Source organism: Carboxylicivirga agarovorans, from assembly GCF_050589845.1.
Classification (GTDB): domain Bacteria; phylum Bacteroidota; class Bacteroidia; order Bacteroidales; family Marinilabiliaceae; genus Carboxylicivirga; species Carboxylicivirga agarovorans.
The window spans coordinates 94,759-115,203 of record NZ_JBNGPA010000001.1; the positions used below are offsets into that span (position 1 = coordinate 94,759).

Below are 20,445 nucleotides of genomic sequence, written 5' to 3' on the forward strand. Positions count from 1 at the left end.
CGTTAAATTATTAGGGAATTCGACTGTTAATGGGTTAACAAGTAATCTGTCTGTTACTATACTTTAAGTCTGAAACATTTAACCCGTAAAATATAAGAAGAGTCAAAAGCTTAAACCTTTTGAGTGCAAAGCTTAAACCTTTTAGGCTGAAAGCTTAAACCTTTCGGTTGCAAAGCTTAAACCTTTCGCTACATAAGCAATATCCATCAATCCCATTGCTCCTTTACATCATAGAAACAGTAGCAGCTGCAAGGTTTAAATCCGGGTAAAAAAAATCCATACGCATGGAGTAAAACTCCTGGCGTATGGATATATTCTTGTTTCCCCGGCCTTTGTATTTAAGGCACCGTGGATAGGTGATTTTGAATCTTACTGCTCTTTCAGATTAAGAGCAATACTTAAATCATTTAATTGCTCCTGTGCAACCGTTGATGGTGAATCGATCATCACATCACGACCTGAATTATTTTTAGGGAATGCAATTACGTCACGGATCGAATCTAAACCTGCAAACAATGATACCAGGCGATCGAAACCAAATGCCACACCACCATGCGGAGGTGCACCATATTTAAACGCATTCATTAAAAATCCAAACTGGCTTTCTGCTTCTTCCTCAGTAAATCCTAATAGCTTAAACATTTTTTGCTGCAGCTCATCATTAAAGATACGTACAGAACCACCACCTATTTCAACACCATTGATTACCAGGTCATAGGCATTGGCACGAACATCACCGGGAGCACTGTCCAGTTTATCCATATCTTCTGCCTTCGGAGAAGTAAACGGGTGGTGCATTGCATGGAAACGGTTTGAATCCTCATCCCACTCCAACAATGGGAAGTCAACAACCCAAAGAGGAGAGAATTTATTCTTATCGCGTAAGCCCATTTGCTCACCCATCTCAAGACGCAGCTCACAAAGTGCCGTTAAGGTCTTATTAAGTGCACCTGCCAGTATCAATACCAGGTCGCCATCCTTAGCGTTAAATTTAGCACCAATTTCTTTTAGCTGTTCTGCTGAGAAGAACTTATCGATTGAAGATTTTACAGTACCATCGGCATTGAATTTGATATAAATTAAGCCACCGGCACCAATCTGTGGTTTCTTAACAAAGTCAGTCAATTTATCCAATTGCTTACGTGTGTATGTTGCACATCCGTCGGCACAAATACCACCTACATACTCCGCCTCATTGAATAATTTAAACTCAGAACCTTTAACATCATCAGTTAAATCAACAAACTTCATTTCAAAGCGTGTATCTGGTTTATCTGAGCCATAGTATTTAATTGCATCTGCATATGACAAGCGTGGGAATGTATAATCAATGTCCACGTTTTTAATTGTCTTGAACAAATGCTTGGTCATTCCTTCAAAAGTATTCAGGATATCCTCCTGTTCAACAAACGACATTTCACAGTCAATTTGTGTAAACTCAGGCTGACGGTCAGCACGTAAATCCTCGTCGCGGAAACATTTCACAATCTGGAAATAGCGGTCAAAACCACTGACCATTAACAACTGCTTAAATACCTGCGGCGACTGAGGCAAGGCATAAAACTGACCTTCGTTCATTCGTGACGGCACGATAAAATCGCGTGCACCCTCAGGAGTAGATTTTATTAAAACAGGAGTTTCAGTTTCAATAAAATCTTGGTTATTAAGATAGTTACGTACTTCGAAACCGATTTTATGGCGAAGTACCAGGTTTTCACGTACCGGGTTACGACGTAAATCCAGGTAACGGTACTTCATTCGCAATTCATCACCTCCGTCAGTTTCATCTTCAATGGTAAACGGTGGCAATTCCGATGAATTTAATATCGTTAACTCCTCAGCCAATATCTCAATATCACCAGTAGGAATTCTATTGTTTTTATTGCTTCTTTCAGCAACCTGACCCTTGATCTGAATCACATACTCACGGCCAAGTTCAGCTGTTTGCTCACATAGCTCTTTATGTGTTTCTTCGTTAAAAACTAACTGGGTAATCCCATATCGATCTCTCAAATCGATAAAGGTCATTCCCCCAAGGTTTCTTACCTTTTGCACCCAACCACTAAGTGTTACCGATTGATTGATGTGCTCAATTCTTAATTCTCCGCACGTATGTGTCCTGTACATTGTAATTCTTATTTATCGTTGCCAACTGGCAAATGTATGCAACGATATTGACGTTTAAAATTATCTTTGCGAAAATAGTAAGAAAAAGCATACAAAAAAGCTGTTGAGAGTTTTAGGTCGGAGTTTTTTAAACAAAGACCCCAATAGATGACATTTATCATCTAATTTGCAGCCTGTTGATAAAAGAACCAAGCATGAGTGAAATAAATTTTTCTGACCAATATTTTATGAAACAAGCTTTTGTGGAAGCACAAAAAGCGAAAGAAAAGAATGAAGTACCTGTAGGTGCCATCATTGTATGTAACAACCAGATAATCGCCCGGGCACATAATTTAACAGAAACCCTGAATGACGTAACAGCTCATGCCGAGATGCTTGCCATAACATCGGCTGCTGAATTCCTGGGTGGCAAATACCTTAACGAATGCACCTTATATGTCACATTGGAACCGTGTGTTATGTGTGCTGGAGCCCTTAACTGGTCGCAGATAAAACGGGTCGTTTATGGTGCAAGCGATGAAAAAAGAGGCTTTGCCCGGTGTCACCCCTCCCTGATCCACCCTAAAACCGAAGTGTCGGTGGGTATTATGAAAGATGAATGCCAACAGATTATTCAGGACTTTTTCAGAGAAAAAAGATAGTAAGGTCATATAGTTACCCAGCTAAACCAGCATAAAAAAAGAAAGCCTGATACGCGATTGCATATCAGGCTTTCTACTTCAAACTAAAACTTATTTTACAAACACTTTTTGTTCATGCTTATCATTGTCACCAATGATCTTCACCACATAAATACCTGGTTTCAGGTGCAGGTCTTTCGTATATAGCTCACCCCTGAACTCATCAGTAGATACCATGCGACCATCAAGCGTAAACAGGTAAATCTGCTTATCACCTGACCACTCACAATTCACTACCAGTTTAGATGAATTCTCGACATATACTTTCACATTGTTATTTGCGTTTGTCAACTCATCATCAATATCGGTGGCTACGTCGGTTTTACCAAAATGCAATACAAAGCGATCATTGTTCTCTGCAGCTTCATTGACTGTAAATGCATATTCCGAGTTGGCATCCATTTCCACCTTAACTCCCATTACTTTATCTTCTAATATAAGCGGGTAGTCAATGCTTAATGTATTCAAGCCATCAAAACGAATGCTATGGTTACCAGCTTTAAGGTTAACACCCAAAGCAACCTGTTCTTTATACATCTCCATTGGCAAGGTGTTGATAACCGCTTTAGTGCCATCAACCATTGAATAGATATATGAAATATTGGTACCGTTATAATAGCGTTGTTCTGAATCCATTCGACTCATCTCCATATCTCCTTTCTCCCGCAATGCGATCACTGCCTCATCTTCCAAACCAAAGTCATTGACCATTTTAATACGAAGAATATCTTCTTCGGCATCTTGTGAAGTTGACTTCAGGTTTGTCTTGTTCACATCGTGGAAGCGATTTGAAGCACTCATCAGCAGCTGATCAACACCCGGTGTTGATGTGGCGGCAGTTTGGATATAGAATGCCTGCGATGGTGCCAATATACCTTTAAAGCTTGCCGGAGAAGAAGTTCCCAGGGCAACATTATAGGTTTCAAATGATTTGGTTGCATTGGTAGCCGATACCGACACATAAACTGTTCCTGTTGAATGAGCTAAATCGCCAGTTCCAACAGCTGCCTGCGGAATTTTATAATACGACGGATATGGATTGGCCATTATTTGCCAACCATCCTGAGTAGCTCGACTATAAGTCGCATCATTATTCAGTGTTCCGGTATGCGAAATCGTCTCAGGCAATATGAACTTAAGCTGGTAACCACGCAACTCGTCATTTGCAGTAAACTCATGACTGCCACTTGCCAGGTTAACAAAGTTTCCTCCATCCTGGTAATCGTACAATGCATAACTTTGACCCGGTGTTGCTCCAGGTATATCGCGGTAAGTTTGCATTAGCGGATTACTGATTGAATGCCCGATAAAGTACCAGTATAACTCACCATATGACCAGCTCACATCAACATTGCCTGTTACTGTACCATTGGTAATCAAAGAAGCCGGATCGGCCGCTGTATTGACAATATAAAGTCGGTCGTTGGTTACCAGGTCACCGTTAACTGTCATTTGAGAACCAGCCTGCAGTGTTAAACCACCCAGGTGATCAATTGTCAGGTCATTAACACTGGCTGCTGTAGAATTATTAATAACAGGTGCCTGACCCGTATTGGAAATGGTAATATTAGTACCTCCGCCTGGTACGACTCCGCCCTTCCAGTTGGTTGTTAAGAACCAATCATTGGTAAGACCTAACCAGGTATATGTTGGTATTAAAATCGAACCAAACGTAAAGTAATTGCCTTCTGAAGCGAATTCGTTAAATGTAATTCTACTGCTTGTTCTCACTGTACCTGCAGTGCTGTTTCCTACCGGAGCATCAATTGATACTTCATTCCAGTCTGATGTGCTTTGCCAATCAACAACTCTGAAGTTTGCGTCAGGTGTCACACCACTAATATCATCCCAGCGCAGGGTTACATTAGCCTCCGATGACGCCGGTCCTTCAATACGCCAGTACTCGTTTTTACTCACAAACTGTACATCGCCTGCTACGCTGTTAGGATCTTTGCTATCATTACCCGGATTATGGTTAAAATACTCGGCCGACCACAATTGAGCGCCCGAAGTAATGGTATTACTGATCAGCACATCGCCCAACCTGTCGGCGTCACCAACAGGGAAGCTGAAGCTGTCACCGTTATTCACCAGTTTTGTTAATGGTCCTTGAACATATGAACTGGCTCCTCCTCCAATTACTGCAGCGGCAAGGTTACTGTTGACAACAAAATCATTGCCATAAGTATTGAAAATAATACCATTATTTAAATTCAGATAATTCTTAATGTCAACGTCCACCTCAACTGTTAAACCGTTACTATTATCAATTTCAAAATAATCAATACCATTAGTTCCGGTAAGGTTAGAGGCGCCATTAATGGCTTGTATGGCCGAACCACTGAATATAACGCGGGCACCGTTATCTCCCGAGTCAAAACTACCCGCATCAAAGCTTAGGTTTTGCTTCAGAATAATATTCTTATCATTGGTATTCACAACATCGGCACCATTGATCAACAGATTTCCTAATATGGTTAAGTTGTGGTTTGGCAGTCTTCGTTCACTTGTACCTGTAAAGGTCAGATTGTTGACACTTGTCAGATCACCTAATACAGCATAATCTGTACTACCGGTATACTCAAGTGTTCCTCCGCTTGCTGACACAAAGCTATCGTAAACACCCGCAGGCATCACACCCCATTCAGCCGACAAAGTACCTGTTCCGTCAACATCTCCCAAACGGTGAGCTGCTGTAGTACCTAGTAATAATGTACCATTAATGCTTGTTTGATAAGATGAAACCGCATCGGCAGATACTGTCACATTTGTTCCACTATCAATGATTACGATTGAACCGCGGGGACCTCCGGCAGGTACACCTTCTCCTGCTGTTGGATAAGTATCCCATGTTGATGCATCATTCCACAGACCATCAGTAACCGAAATATAAGTAGGCACCTGGTCTGGAATAGCCGCGTCAACACCTGCTGTATAATCTCCTGTCAACTCTGAACTTGTAATAGCTGTTCCGTAGGTGTATACCAATTCATCGTTCAACTGGTCAATAACACCGAATGGTTTATTCCATTCTCCTGAACCATCGGCCAGTAATCGGGCCGATATATAATCGTTAATAGTATTACCTCCACTCACCTGAACATCATTCGGATCGTAATTCATACGTATCTCACCGGTGAATCCTGTTATATTTTCTGACTTAAGAATCCAGTGATAATCCAGAACGTTGGTTGGGTCAAGGACACTTGGATGGTATTCATCCGCTGCCTTAACCGTTATATAACCGGTACTTGATGTGTTAGAGTCAATACGTATGCTGACCGGTGTGTACTTTCCGCCAGATCCCATTGGATAAACAAATGTTTTAGGTGTTGTATTAAAGTACTTTCTCACACCATTATCAGTAAACGATATATTGGTTTGGATCATGTTGCTTGATGAGAAAGGACTTACCGCTTCAATTGTACTTCCTTCATTCATAATCAACAGGTTCTTATCAATATTGAATACTCCACTCTCTAATCTCAGACTTTTATTAATGGACAACTGATTACCCAATGGCACATCCACACCGTTAATATTGTTGACACTTAAAATATCAAAGGTTCCGGCCCCTGATAAATTCTGAGCAAGGGTACCATTTAGTATTAATCCGTTTCCACCTGTAATAAGCTGTGTACCATCAAAAGATACGTTGCGTTGCACCTGAACTTCATTGGCATTTGAAGTTAAGGTACCACCTGCAAACGTAAAGTTATTATCGATATCAAGATTAGCACCTGCCGCATCTAATACCAACTCCTGAGTTCCGCTCTTCTCCAGGTTATAGAAATTAACATCGCCATAAATGGTTTGAGTGGCAGAACCGTTAAGATAAGTTGAGTTACTATTAGGTATAAATGTTCCTGTAGCAGTTAAATCTCCGCCAATGTATAAGTCCAGCCCGGCAGCATCATATTGAGTATTAGCATCTATCTGAAGACCACCACTTAGCGTTAAGCTTCTTACTACTTGTTGCGCCATCGGATTATTTCCACTGGTGTTATCAACAACAAGGTTGTTTAAAGCCACTGCTGAGTTAATTCCTATTGTTTGTCCGGCACCGGTTGATGCTCCGCCAATATGCACTGAAGAAGAGGCTCCTATACTACTTGTTTCCGGTTCAAGTAAAACAGCCGCAACAGTAGCTGAAGCCTGCGCATTTTCAATGCTTAAAGTTCCGCCTGTCTGATTAAACTGACTACCTGTTCCTAATATTTCGAATACTCCTCGGTTGGATGCTGTTGCTGAACTGGTACCAACTCTTACCGCACCTCCTGTTTGAGTGAATGATAAGATACCAACATCAGTAACGGTACCTCTTCTTATCTGACCTCCGACAATCAGGTTACCGGCATCAATACTTAACGCAGCACTACCCGATGCTGAATATACAATTGGATTATCAGCCCCGTGCATGTTAACCGTTCCATTTTCAATGGCCAGTCTTCCATCCAGATAGATACCTGACGTACCACTGGCATTTACAGTGGCTCCACTTTGTAATACTAAAGCAGTTGTAGAAGGAATATCAAAGTTATCACTTCCCGTAGTCAGGTTAATATTTATATCAGCATGATTTAAAGTCAGTGTTCCACTTTGCAAATCAAGTGCTTTTGTATCACTTGTGCCATTGGTTTCGCCATTGAGATTGAAATCGCTGTTAAAACTTGCCGAAACAGTTTGGTCTGTTCCTTTATTAACAATAACCCTATATAAATCAGGTGTAGTGGATGCGGCCTCAACATCAAATGTCATATTATCTGTTCCTTCCAGATAAAGCGTTACATGCTCAGCTGTATTTGATGTCCACAGATCAAGTCCATCTCCTGATTCAGTTTGTTGAATATTTCGATTAACATATAATCTATGATCAAGTTCTGTACCTCCAGAGCCTGAAATATACAAGCGGTTTCCAGTGTTACTCATTACAATATCACGACCAACTGTCACAGTTCTTGCTGTACCTGAGTTTTGATAGAAAAGTTGAGCACCGCCACCACTTGAGCGCATAAACATTAGCAAGTCACGACCAATGGTTATATCACCAGTGGCTCCATTGTTCAACTGAACATTTCCATCACCCAATATTTCAAAGTTACCATTGGTTACAATGTCTTTAGTAAAGGTAAATGTAAAGTTGGATCCTCCCCATCCGCTTGTAGCAACTAATAGGTTTGGAAAAACATCTGGTGTATTATTAAGTGTCGAAGCTGTGATCTCATAAAGAACGTAAGAACTGTCGTTGGCAGCAAACTCCCCTAAATCCATTGTACTCATATCCGGATCTGACTGACGATTCCAGAACATTCCTTCACCGCGAACCATATTTGCTGTTAAAGAACGTCCATTATTAATACATATCGTTGGTCTGAACTGGAAGTTATATCGATAAGCTCGTGGAACAGGGTTACCACTGGCATCCTGCATTTGATTAAACACTATTTCAGCACAGGTTATGTTACCGTCTGCATCTACACCGTGTGGCATACCATAATAAGCAGAAAGAGAAGCATCTGCATCCCAGGGCACCCATCCAATAACTGCTACATCACCAGGTCCCGGAACAGCATCTGCCTGTGCCTGGCGGCTATCATGCTTGCCATAGCTGGCATTTTCACCGTATGTCCAGGTACTGGTATTGGACCAGTTAATGTTATTACCGTCCCCATCTCGCCGTGAATAGAAAATCTTAACAGCACCCTCAAAACGTCCGATCACCCCAGCTGTGTAATTGGCTTCTTCAAGTGTAAATCCTGCTCCAGTATTACTAATCACAATTGGGTTTCCATCTGCGTCATCTGTTGTTGTTTGCGAATCGTTAAACGTAATTGTATTGTTAGTGGTATTTACATTTGATTGAAGTCCTTCATGGAATCGGGTATAAGGCGAGTCATCCAAAACTTTACCTGGGTAAAAGTTGGCCTTATCACCGGCTAGGTCATCAGCATCATTAAATGTAAATTGATATTGTGCTGTCGGTAAAGTGGTAAAATCGGAATATCCAACGCGCCAGTAATAATCTAATAAGTTACCGCCACTTAAATTAGTTGTTGTCAACTCTCCCTGTACAGGACGAATGGTTACATAGCCATTATTGGCATAGTTTGTTACGGTCAGTTCTGCAGGCGTATATTTACCTGACACACCAATCGGATAAGCATATGTTCCATCGGCATGAATTAACACTGACAGACCGCCATCTGAAGCGTTCCCTCCTGTTATGAACATCTCATCTGACTCCCTACCGTCAGACACTTCATAGGGGGTAAGCGTTCCTCCTTTGTGTATATAGTCAACCTTTAAATTATACGCACCAAGGTTCATACGACCGTGGTGGTAACTTATCCGCTTAATGACCACATCACTTGTCAGATCAAATATCTTATCCTGTGGTGCCGGATTCATTTTAATATTACCTAATTCAGCACCCGTTTCGGTTGTAATGCTAACAACATCTTTAACCATCACCAATGCATCCTTATGTGTTGTTCCCGGTTCGTATATACCGCAAACACCATCTGCTCCAACAAACAAAGGACCGTACATTCTTATGGCCTGATCTCCCTGATCAAGAATACCACTCTCAACCCTTAGGTCATTCTTGACCTGAATAATACGAGCATACCACAGGTTAGATGGCTCGTTGGCCTCAACATAAGCGGCCTTTTTTTCAGGACTCGAGGCAACAGTTAAACGTTTACCTACAGGCTTATTGATCGTTAAATTATTAATAACCAACTCATAATTATCGGTATATGGATGACCAATATAGAATGTGGCATCTTCAGTACCATTAAAGGTTAAGGTGTTATTGGTTGTTGAGTAACCATGATTATTGGCTCCGTCGGCAATGGTAAAATTGCGCCCGATAGTCACACTTCTTCCTCCATGGTTTATAAACGCTCCATCATTAACACTAACATCATTGCTGGCAATTAATGGCTGCGACAGGTCTAATTCCCTATTTCCCGACTGTGTATTAATAATCAGGTTATATAAATTGGCTGTACTATTAAGTGTGCGATCTGCATTCAGCTCAAATCTGACAGTACCACCTGTTACACTGTAATTACCTTCCTTTGATCCGATAATAAAATCACCGTTTCTTAATTCTATTTCTCCACCTGACATCTGGAAAACAGCATCTTCACTACTCAGGTCAAAGTGACTATCATTTACTGCCAAACTACCACCTGTCTGAATAAAGGAAACAGGTCCTGATCCAACCTGGTAAAGTCGACCAACAGAAACCACACCTCCATTAATTTCGATAAGAGGGTTGGCAGCAGCCCAATAAACAAAACCATAACTGTTACGTGTATCAAAAACACCATCATCTATCTGGAAGTCGCCAAATAATGACATGGCACTGTGACTACCGCTGGCGTTAACGCCAATGGCTGATGACTCAAAACCTGGAATCTGGCTTTGCGTTTCTGCAGTTGAGTATACCTCCACATTGGCACCTGATATAATCATTTTGCCATACTCACCAATGGCATAGTCACCATTTCCACCACTTAGATTCCCCTCACTTAATGTTGGAATATGGATACTACCTGTAAGCTTAAGCGTTCCCTGGTGGATCCAAAGTGCTTTTCGTACTTCAGGATTAGAGCTGGAGTAGGGAGAACTTTCTACTCTTCCCACATTATTAGCGCCAAATAGTCTGAAGTATGTCGCATTATCAGCATATAATTCCAGTTGATAGGTTTTATCAACTCCTTTTTCAATTACCAGATTATACAGATCTGTTGTACCATAAAGACTCATATTGCTATTAGCTGCTCCCTGCATTCTTAAGGTAGCTGCTCCAAGGTAACTAAACTGATCATAGCGTGGTGCCGTTTCGTTGCTTAAACGAACATTTCCACGGTTGATAAAATCACCACTGATGATAACCTGGTGATAAATACCGTGGTATTGCCCCACAGCAGGCATTGTTCCGCCTATTGCATATGTACCGGCTGTATTCCCCTGTCCTACTGTAAGGGATGCATCAGCCTGAACATCAACATTACCAGTCACATTAAGATTTAACACACTTGTTTCCGTGTCATCATTGATTCTTAAAATACCGGTTTTCAAGGTAAGGTTATTATTAACCGTTAAATCGGCCAGCATCGTTATTTGAGCTATAGTATTGGTCAGTTCTACCTCAACATCATAAAAAGTATGAGCAGTACTGATCGAATAACCGCTTCCCTGGAATATGGCTGTACCTTCACCCTGGTTTTTAGTGGCAAAGTGAGTAGCATCACCTGCCGGGAAGTTATCCGCTTCCATGTATACCCGACCGTTACCAAGTATTTTGCTGAATGAATGACCAGAAGTTGTTCCCAATCTTAGTTCACCTTCAATGGTTAAATAGTTACAGTTAACATTGTCTATGTCCATTGTCACTTCCCGGCCACTTTTAATGACAACATTATCAGAGGCTACCTGTGGATAATAGGTATTACCAGGAATTGGTAAGGCCCCTGAGGGGTCATTGGTCCATATGGAAGGATCGCTCCAGTTACCGGTTTTTAAGGTATACCAGGCAACAATTGGTTCTTGAGCGGTCCAGACACCCTCAATAACAGAACTTCCGCTTGTTGATAAGATATTAGTTCCAGTATCCACAGACGCGTTAGCCGGATCATTCCAAACAGTTGTGCTTGTATCGTCTGCTCTTTTAAATTCATATTTAGACTCATCGCCTGCTACATCAGTGTCTGCATAATAGAAGTCTATATCTGCGCTTACCGATAAGAAATTAGTTTCGGTAACCTCCCAATACCTTAGCAAATCAAGTGCATTACCGTTAGGGGCATTGGTATTTACTAGTTTCACATTCACTTCAGCAGTTCCCGAAATAGAACCTGTCAGGTTAGAAATAACCATGGGCGTATACTCATATACCCCCCCACCTGCATTATATGTTCCCAGCGGAAGCGTCATGTTAAAGCCTGCCAAGGAAGCACTTTGCCGGGTAACTGAAGCTCCGTCAACCACAATCATATGGTCGCTGTCAAAAGTCCCGGTCACCGTTGCTCCATCCTCAAGTATTAAATCATTACTGCCAAGTATTAAACTTCCACCCTGCAGGTTGAGGTTAGAAGAAATAGTCATTGGATTATTAACCGTCAAATTCCCTGGAAATTCAATGCTTAGTTGATTGACAGTTGCCGGTAATCCTGTACCTGGCACCTGGGCAGCTGTGCCATTGTATATATAATTGGCTAATGTACTGTAAGTACGGTTATCCAAAAGAATATTACCAATATCGGCAGTTGCCTCAATTCCACTGGCATGCCCAATGCCTAATGTAGCTCCGTCATTAAGTGTAAAAGTAGTGGAACCATTGTCCATAAGTTGATATCCGCCAAGGTATAAGTTTGAATTAGCGCGAACTATACAACTTACATCAACATTGATATTACCGGCCAGTACTTTTTGAGCATTGCCGTTAAACTCTACATTTTCGAAGCGGTAGGAATCAATCGTCTGTGTACCACTTGTACCATTGAAGTTAACCGTACTACCACTATTGTTACTACGATCAAAACGACCGCCGGTCATGCTTCCTCCGACATTAAGCGTTCCTCCTCCATCAAAATTGACGTAATTTCGATCATAGCCTCCCAGCATGATTATATCTCCTGATACAGTAACTGTACCGGTGCTGATACGTAGTTGGTGATCGGAACTGTTTTGATCGGTATCAGCCATATTTACTGATCCGCAATTTAATATACCAGCATCGACATAAATATACTGATCATTACCACCTGAAGGATTTGTAAAATTAACAGCTCCGGTAACGTTTAATGTGCGACCGCTGCTGAAATAAAGCCTTATCCTGCTGCCACTCCCTGTTTCAAAATTTAGTTCTGCAACAGAGTTAGCGGGTGAAACATCTACAGTGACGTCATCCCCGCTCATTAAGGTAACAACACCGGCATTACTGTTTTCTCCCGGGTAACCCTCAGCCACTAAAGGTGTTTCCCACGAATCACCATCCCATCGAACCCATGTGGATAAAGCAGACCAATCTCCATCGGCAGCTGATTGATAATCTCCAATATTTTGACCATAAACACTACTTGTTAACACTAATAGCAACAAGCATATAATTCCATTAGTAGAAGTATATTTCATAAAATCGAGTTTTCAAGCGATGTAAACTTTGGGTGTATAGTCTGCTGCACAGACCATATAAGAACACAAAAATATAATTATTCCGCTTTATAATACTGACATAACGATGGAAGGTTATAAGCTATATAATATTAAAAAAAACTTTAATCCCTATCAATCTGTCACTTATAGGCTAAAGATCAGTAAACTAACAACTTTAAATATTTGACCAACAGCTCAATTTGTTCGACAAATGACTATAACAGCTGATATACTTTACAATTTCTTTACAGTCAGTTACTTTTATGACCAGTGACAATATTTTGGTGACCAACTTAACTTTTACAAGGACCGATGTCTGTTTTGACCAGAAACACTTACTCACTATCAGTTATTTATCAGGTGATTAAGTAAATTTTTGTTAGTATTTTTAATAAGAGAGAATCGAGTATAAACTAGTAAATTTATAATGGTGAAGAAGATATTAATTGTTGATGATGCTGCTGATAGCCGATTAATTTTAAAAGGCATGTTACGCAACTACGATGTTGATGTTTTAGAGGCTAATGATGGTATAGAAGGCTGGAAGAAAATAGTAGCTGAACAACCGGATTTAGTCTTACTTGATTTACACATGCCAAATAAAGATGGCTTTTCAATTCTGGAAGATCTGGAAGAAGAATGGATGGGCATTCCGGTTGTAGTTGTTTCAAGTGATACAGAAGAAGATACCATTAGTGCCTGTGAATATTACGGAGCAAAGGCCTTTTTAAAAAAACCGGTTGTTTTAGAAGAATTTAAACAAGCCATTAAAGTAGTTCCTCTATAAACTTATAAGAATAAATAAAAATTGCCCGATGGCAGAATAAGCTATCGGGCTATCAACATGCAGGCACATTACACCTGTGTGTATAACATCCTGTTTCATTATATTTCCGGTTTAAAGGGGCAAATCCTCAATTTGTATCGATAACTTAAATCGCAAGGATCTGATCGAAAAATGGTATTTTATATGATCAGTACAGCTCTCAAGCGAGGCCCCATATCTATCAAAACAGATAAAATAACACACCTTTTTTTCTTCCTGTTAAAAAAGCACCTGCTTCCTACCATATAAGGGTCTTCTTCGGGATCAACCTCGCTGACAGCGAGGTTGATCCGAAGCAATACCGAAGAAATACCGAAGAGGTACCGAAGAATTACCGAAGAAAAATCAATGAAATTTCAATACCTAAAGGCATTATTAATGACAATAACACCTCATTTGAAAAGGATGAACATCAATGTTCTTTTTTTGAAGTGAGCTAACTCTGGCACGCTTAATTTTTCACACTTCATAAGCAAGTTTATAATAGTGAAAGGAATACAAAAAAAGCTGTCTCAAAAGATTTTGAGGCAGCTTTTCTATGAATAGATATCAACTCAGCTATTTCACAAACACTTTTTGCTGATAGCTGTGCTGTCCTCCGTTTACTTTAACGATATAAACACCAGGTTTAACGTTCAGTTCTTCTTTGTAAAATTCACCTTTAAATACCTCATTAATAATTAAAGAACCTGTCAGATCATATACCTCAACAGTTTTGTCTTTCACACCCCATTCACATGCAATAGTGAGAGTTGAATGATCTTGTACATATATACCAATCCCTTTGACATCATCAACATCACCTATGTCGGTTGGTATATCAATACCCTTGTCTTTAAAGTGTAAAACAAATCGCTCATGATCAATACCTTCCTCAGCTTCAAACTCGTAAGTAACCGAACTGCTCATGGTTGTTAATGTCTCCTCCTGCTTATCTTCCAGCACAATTTTATAATCAACTTTCAGCGCTTCAATGCCGGTAATTTTCAAATACTGCTTTCCTTTCTTTGCCTGAACTCCCAAGGCTTGTTTATAATTAACCAGCTCATCTGGCAACACATTGATCACAAGCTTAGTACCTTCTACTATTGAATAAATATATGAGTAGTTGGTTCCACTGTACATCCTTTGCTCAGAATCTCTGTTTGTTATACCTTTTTCTCCATCGGGGAACAGGGCAATTACAGCTTCATCACTCAGGTCGAATTCATTTCGCAGATGCAGGCGTATTACATTGTCATCACTCTTACCCGACTTCAATGTTGGTTTGGAGCCTGCATTACTCAGGTTGTTTGCATCCATTGTTATGGTAGCACCTGTACCATATTGTCCGGCTGCAGTTTTTATATAAAAGGCCTGATTTGGTGCAATAACTCCATCAAACGATCGTGGTGAAGCTATGCCTGCAAATACATTATAGGTATCAAAATACTTACTGGCATTTGTTGCTGAGTTTGATACGTAAGCCGTTCCCTCCGTTGCTCCGAAATCGCCTGTATTATCAGCCACTTCAGGAAGCTGATAGTAGGCTGGGTAAGGATTTGCTATGATTTGCCATCCATCCTGCACGTCCTTTGAATATGAGGCTTCATTATTTAATTGACCTACATGTTCAAGCGTAACAGGTTTGATGGTCTTAAACTGGTAACCACGAATACGTTCACCTGAAAGAGGATCTGTATTAAACCCGGAAGTACGAATCAGCTTGCCTGCATCGCTATATTCATACAGGGCATACTTATTGGTATTGTCATTAACCGGGATATTGGTATAGGTACTAATAGCGGGGTTGGAAATACTGTGCCCGGTAAACCACCAGTGCAATGGAGCATAGGTCCAGCGAACCCTTACATCGCCTGTAATTGTTTTAGCAGGATTTGTAATGACAGATGCTGGTTGTGCGTTGGTATTTTCAATGATAAGATCACCATTATTGGTAATGGCTCCGTTAATGGTGACTAAACTTCCTGCGCGAACTGTTAATGATGCATTATTTGAAATTTCAAGGTCTTTCATCAAGGCTGTTCCGTTAATAATTGGAAATGCATCGTTATATAATGGATGTTCAGGGATATAGATATCTGTTGTTCCATCAGGTACTGATCCTGTTGACCAGTTACTTGAAACATTCCAGTTAGTATTTTGACCTAACCAACCTTCAGAGGCCACATTAACAGAATAATCCTCCACTTCTCCATTTGAATCATTACAAGGGTTTGATGTACTGCTTCGCTGAGAGAAACGCACCCTCATTCGTGTAATACCCGATGTCGCATCAGCCGGCACAACTATTTGACCAGATATAACACGAGTACCAGTATTACTTGTATTACCGACTGAAAAGCTCTCTGAACTTTCGAAAGACTCATTACCATTCCAGTCTACCCAAACAATGGCATAACCTGTTCCGGTATTATTTCTTACCCCTATACTAATATTATAAGTTTCACCTTTAGCAAGTGCACCCACCTGATCAAGAAATTCGGCGTATCCACCATTATCTCCGCTGGCATTATTAATACTTTCAATGATGACATTACTAATATAACGATCGGCAGAGTTATTGGTCGGTTGGCAATAATTGCTAATGGTGACCGAATTTGAAACATCCGATGTCCAGCTACCCGATATGGCCGAAAGGGTCACAACTCCTGTTTCAGTAAACGCTAAATTGACAAATGAGGCTACTCCTTTAACAGGTGTAACTGCTTCATTGATCATTCCAACCGAGCCACTTGCTCCATCATCATTACCCATTACAATAGCTGTTGAAAAATCAACATCGACATTGCCATTTAAATCAGTAGCAGCAACTTCAGGTATTTGTCCCAAAACGCTATTAATAGTTGCATTGGCTGATGGCTGCTGAGTAAAACGTAACTCTGTTGCCACAACAGCAATAGTAATAGCTCCACTTGTCACTTCATTTAATTTAATGAAATCATCACCTAAGCCTGTAACCATGTTTTTTCCTGCAAGAACAAAGTCGAATGCATCTCCGTCAATAATACCATTAGTATTTAAATCTGTCTTTAGCCATATTTTTAATGAATACGTTTCAGCGACATTTTCATTTTCCAATAAGATCATATCAGTTGCCGTAAAAGTAATTCCAGAGCTGGATATTACACCATCTAAACCAGCGGCATCAAGATCCGGCCCAAACAACCTGGCTCCTTCAATAACAGAACTCCAATCACTAATTGTATTTGCAGTACCTTTACTTAATAGTAGTTGTTGTACACGGGTAATGTCAGAATATTGTGATGGTTTATCTGTCAGTTCAAAAGAAAATACCTCCACAGCATCAGCAATAGTATTTGAAACAGACGACACAGAAGCTGATACTTTAAGCCCGTTTGATATGGTTGAAGTTGGCTCGTAAATACCCCCTATTTCAATGTTATCTATACAAAAAGCCGGAGAATAATAGGCCGATCCTGTACTATTCCATCTAAACTCAATAGTTTGAACACTGCCTACATAAGCATCGAGGCTAATAGATTCTTTTGACCAATTGGTGCCTTCACCTGAGTACTCCTGCCCCAATTGTGTAGTGCCAATATATACCGAACCATAATCATAAGACGGATTACCAAGACTTAACCAGTCAAAGGTAAGGTTAGCTGTATGTAAATCTGACAAGTCTACTGTTACAGACAGGGTGGCCGAATAGGTTCCTCCCGACTCAGCATATCCTGCAGTTGTACCATCAGCCGTTATATAGCCTGAACGAAGTCCAGTGGACACAACATCGGCACCTCCCAATAACCATGATGCTGAGCTGACATCTGAGTAAGTTGAAGACCATTCAGGATAAGCATCAGAGTTATCTTCCCAATCTTCAAATAATACCGACACTTTTGCAGGAGTATTAGCACTTGCCTCAATTCCCGACGAATAAATACCATTTCGTGATGAAAAGGCTTTATAATAATATACCGACCCATAATTGAGCGGTGAATGCACATAACTTAATAAGTCACCAATGAACAGCACTGTGCCACCTCCGGGTATAACATCACCCTCATCATATATCACACCTTCTTCCGGAGTACCAAAAGTTCCGTCGCCTGACCACACTACAAGCACCTCATCACCGTGTATATTCTTTTCCCAATTCAAATTATTAAACAAATCATTGGGATTTGTTGCTGTAAAAGCATCGGGATTAGCTATAGTACCAGATATTTTTACGTTATCAACACAAAAGCCCGGATTCTGTGAAGAGCCTGATGTATTATTATACCATCTGAATCGTATGGTTTTTATTCCATTATAATTTGCATTTGTTCCATCTAATGTCACCGATTCGGATTGCCATGTGGTTTGATCGTAATAACGTCTTGAATTATAGGTATCTGTTGAACCATTAATTTGTACATCCTCAATATAAACACGACCGGAATTATTATAGCTTCCATTAGATTTCCAATCAAAGCTCAGTGTTATTGTTTCATAATTTCTTAAATCAGCTTCTAATTCAAGGTAGGTATCTGAATATATAGAATTATTATAGCCAGCAGTAATGCCAAGATCATTTGATATATATGCCGACTGTGTTCCTCCATTAGCTTCAGCTTTACCCCTTACCCATTCATTGTCAGCTCCACTGTTAAACTCCCAAACACTAATATCATTTTCAAAGCCATCTTCAAATGGCAATGAAACCGGAAGTTTTACTGTCGTTGACAGAGTAGATGAATAAATATCATTTTTTACTGACCAGATGGAGTAGTTTAATTCATCGGTGAAAGCACCCGAATGCTCAAATGAATTTGCTGAGCCAATATAAATCACCTGCCCTCCTCCATCTAAATAATCACCAACCGAATAACTTGTCCCACTTTGCGGACGGCCTATTGAACCAAATGTAGAATATGCAATGATAACATTATCATTATCAACACTTTTTGTCCAGTCCAAATTAACCTGTGAGGTTGATTCTGCCACGCCTGTAAAACTCTGAGGGCGCGCCACTTCACTACCTGTTATCCTAACCTCATCAATACATAAGGCCGGATCCTGACCTGCACTCCAATCGAAATAAAACCAAAATCCCAACTCAAAAGAAGCATTTAAATAGTCAGTAATATCAATGACCTTTTCTTTCCAAACTTCTTGCCCTGACAGCTCTAAATCGCCTGTTAAGGTCGTGTTTGTTTGGTTATCATATACAATACCTCCATCATACCCTGGTTCTGAGACGCCCTTCCAATAAAAAGTCAGTTCCAGGCTTTTAAAAGAACTATATTCAGACGAAGACAGGTCAATAGTTTTCTCAAAACCAACCCATCCTGTGCTTCCTGTATTTTCATTATAACCGGCTACGGTCCCATCATCTGAAACATATGCCGAACTGGCGCCCATATATGCTTCCGATGAACCAATTACCCAGGTATTACCCCTACTTGATGTTATTGTCCAGGCATTGGTGTTTCCGCTTTCAAAGTCTTCATAAAAAGGTGTTGAAGACGAAAGCATATCTACAGTCAGTTTAACTGCCCGTGAATAATCACCGGAACTGTTAACCGACCAAATGGTAAAGTAATTGTCTATTCCTTCCGTTATACTAACTCCGGTTTGAGGAGAAACGGATCCCACATAAACAACTGTAGCTCCGTCAATATTATCACCTATTGAGTAGGTAGTGGCATCGACCGGGTTAATGGTCAAATCACTTGTGGCTATTGTGATAAGCACGTCATCTCCGTCTGCATTGGCTGTCCAGCTAAGATCAACATTAACATCTGATAGGTTTGCGTAAGTAAAGTTTGTTGGTTCATCAACACTACTTATTAATCCAACCTGTTGAACTGCATCGTTAAGTGAAGTATTTCCCGACTCATTGTTAACAAAATCTGTTTCATCACCAGTTGTAACTCCCATCCAACCAGGAATGCTGATGGTTGCATCAGGGTCCAAAACATAGATATCTCCAGATGCACTACTTCCTCCTGTCATGGTAATATTTCCTCCTACCACAACATTACCAGAGCTGCGTATTGATGTATTTCTCAGATATGCATCTCCTTTAACAACAATATTGCCGGCTAAACGTGTGGCACCACCCCCGTAATTATAAAAATCGCCATGCACTATAAGTGTCGCCCCATTTTGTACTCTTAATTCCTGACTGGCATATAAGTTTCCAAATATCTCAACGACAGAACCGCTAATAAATCGGTCCCTTGACCATCCGGAATGAGTATAATCTCCATTCACTGTAAAATTCCCATTAACGGTTCCGTCTGCTGCTGATGTAAAATTACCTGCTGTACTTACTGAAGTACCAGCAGCAATCGACCATCTTGCATTTACACTTGTTCCCCCGGGTATAACAACCCCATCCGAATATGGATTAACCTGCGCTTTTACTCCTGCCCCCAACAGAAGTAAAAGCGTTAAGACAATGTAATTGTATTTCATTTTTTTCGTTGTGTGAGTTCCCTTGGTTCGAATCAAAACATTCGACCAATTGGTTTGTACGTTTTAAAATGTAAATGTTACATTTATTCTAACAATTAACATCTTTTAAGTACCTGATGTATTAAATCGGCCGCAAAGAAAGCCATCTTAGAAGTAAATAACCAACTTTTTATGATAATTACCCCAAAAAAATTGATGAAAAAAGGGACTAACTGT

Annotated in this window: 5 protein-coding genes; 2 read left to right on the top strand and 3 right to left on the bottom strand. The window is 40.4% G+C overall.

What is annotated here, in order from left to right; all coding sequences use genetic code 11:
• Positions 1-369: 369 nt before the first annotated feature.
• Positions 370-2,127, bottom strand: coding sequence for an aspartate--tRNA ligase (gene aspS, locus ACRD69_RS00405; protein ID WP_430813075.1), 1,758 nt, complete (start codon positions 2,125-2,127; stop codon positions 370-372).
• A 194-nt stretch (positions 2,128-2,321) separates the two neighbouring features.
• On the opposite strand from aspS, the gene ACRD69_RS00410 reads away from it, so the two are divergent.
• On the top strand, positions 2,322-2,768 hold the full coding sequence (locus tag ACRD69_RS00410) for a nucleoside deaminase (protein WP_430813076.1): 447 nt from the start codon (positions 2,322-2,324) through the stop codon (positions 2,766-2,768).
• 90 nt (positions 2,769-2,858) lie between these two features.
• Here ACRD69_RS00410 and ACRD69_RS00415 read toward each other — a convergent pair whose 3' ends face one another.
• Positions 2,859-12,953, bottom strand: coding sequence for a DUF8693 domain-containing protein (locus tag ACRD69_RS00415; protein WP_430813077.1), 10,095 nt, complete (start codon positions 12,951-12,953; stop codon positions 2,859-2,861).
• 451 nt (positions 12,954-13,404) lie between these two features.
• On the opposite strand from ACRD69_RS00415, the gene ACRD69_RS00420 reads away from it, so the two are divergent.
• Positions 13,405-13,761, top strand: coding sequence for a response regulator (locus ACRD69_RS00420; protein ID WP_430813078.1), 357 nt, complete (start codon positions 13,405-13,407; stop codon positions 13,759-13,761).
• Positions 13,762-14,358: 597 nt separating this feature from the next.
• Here the strand turns inward: ACRD69_RS00420 and ACRD69_RS00425 are convergent.
• Entirely contained in the window at positions 14,359-20,229 is a 5,871-nt protein-coding gene (locus ACRD69_RS00425; protein ID WP_430813079.1) for a DUF8693 domain-containing protein, read from the bottom strand.
• Positions 20,230-20,445: the final 216 nt, after the last annotated feature.

Coding starts and splice junctions, on each gene's coding strand:
- ACRD69_RS00410 (WP_430813076.1), top strand. CDS start 2,322: ATGAGTGAAATAAATTTTTCTGACCAATATTTTATGAAACAAGCTTTT.
- aspS (WP_430813075.1), bottom strand. CDS start 2,127: ATGTACAGGACACATACGTGCGGAGAATTAAGAATTGAGCACATCAAT.
- ACRD69_RS00425 (WP_430813079.1), bottom strand. CDS start 20,229: ATGAAATACAATTACATTGTCTTAACGCTTTTACTTCTGTTGGGGGCA.
- ACRD69_RS00415 (WP_430813077.1), bottom strand. CDS start 12,953: ATGAAATATACTTCTACTAATGGAATTATATGCTTGTTGCTATTAGTG.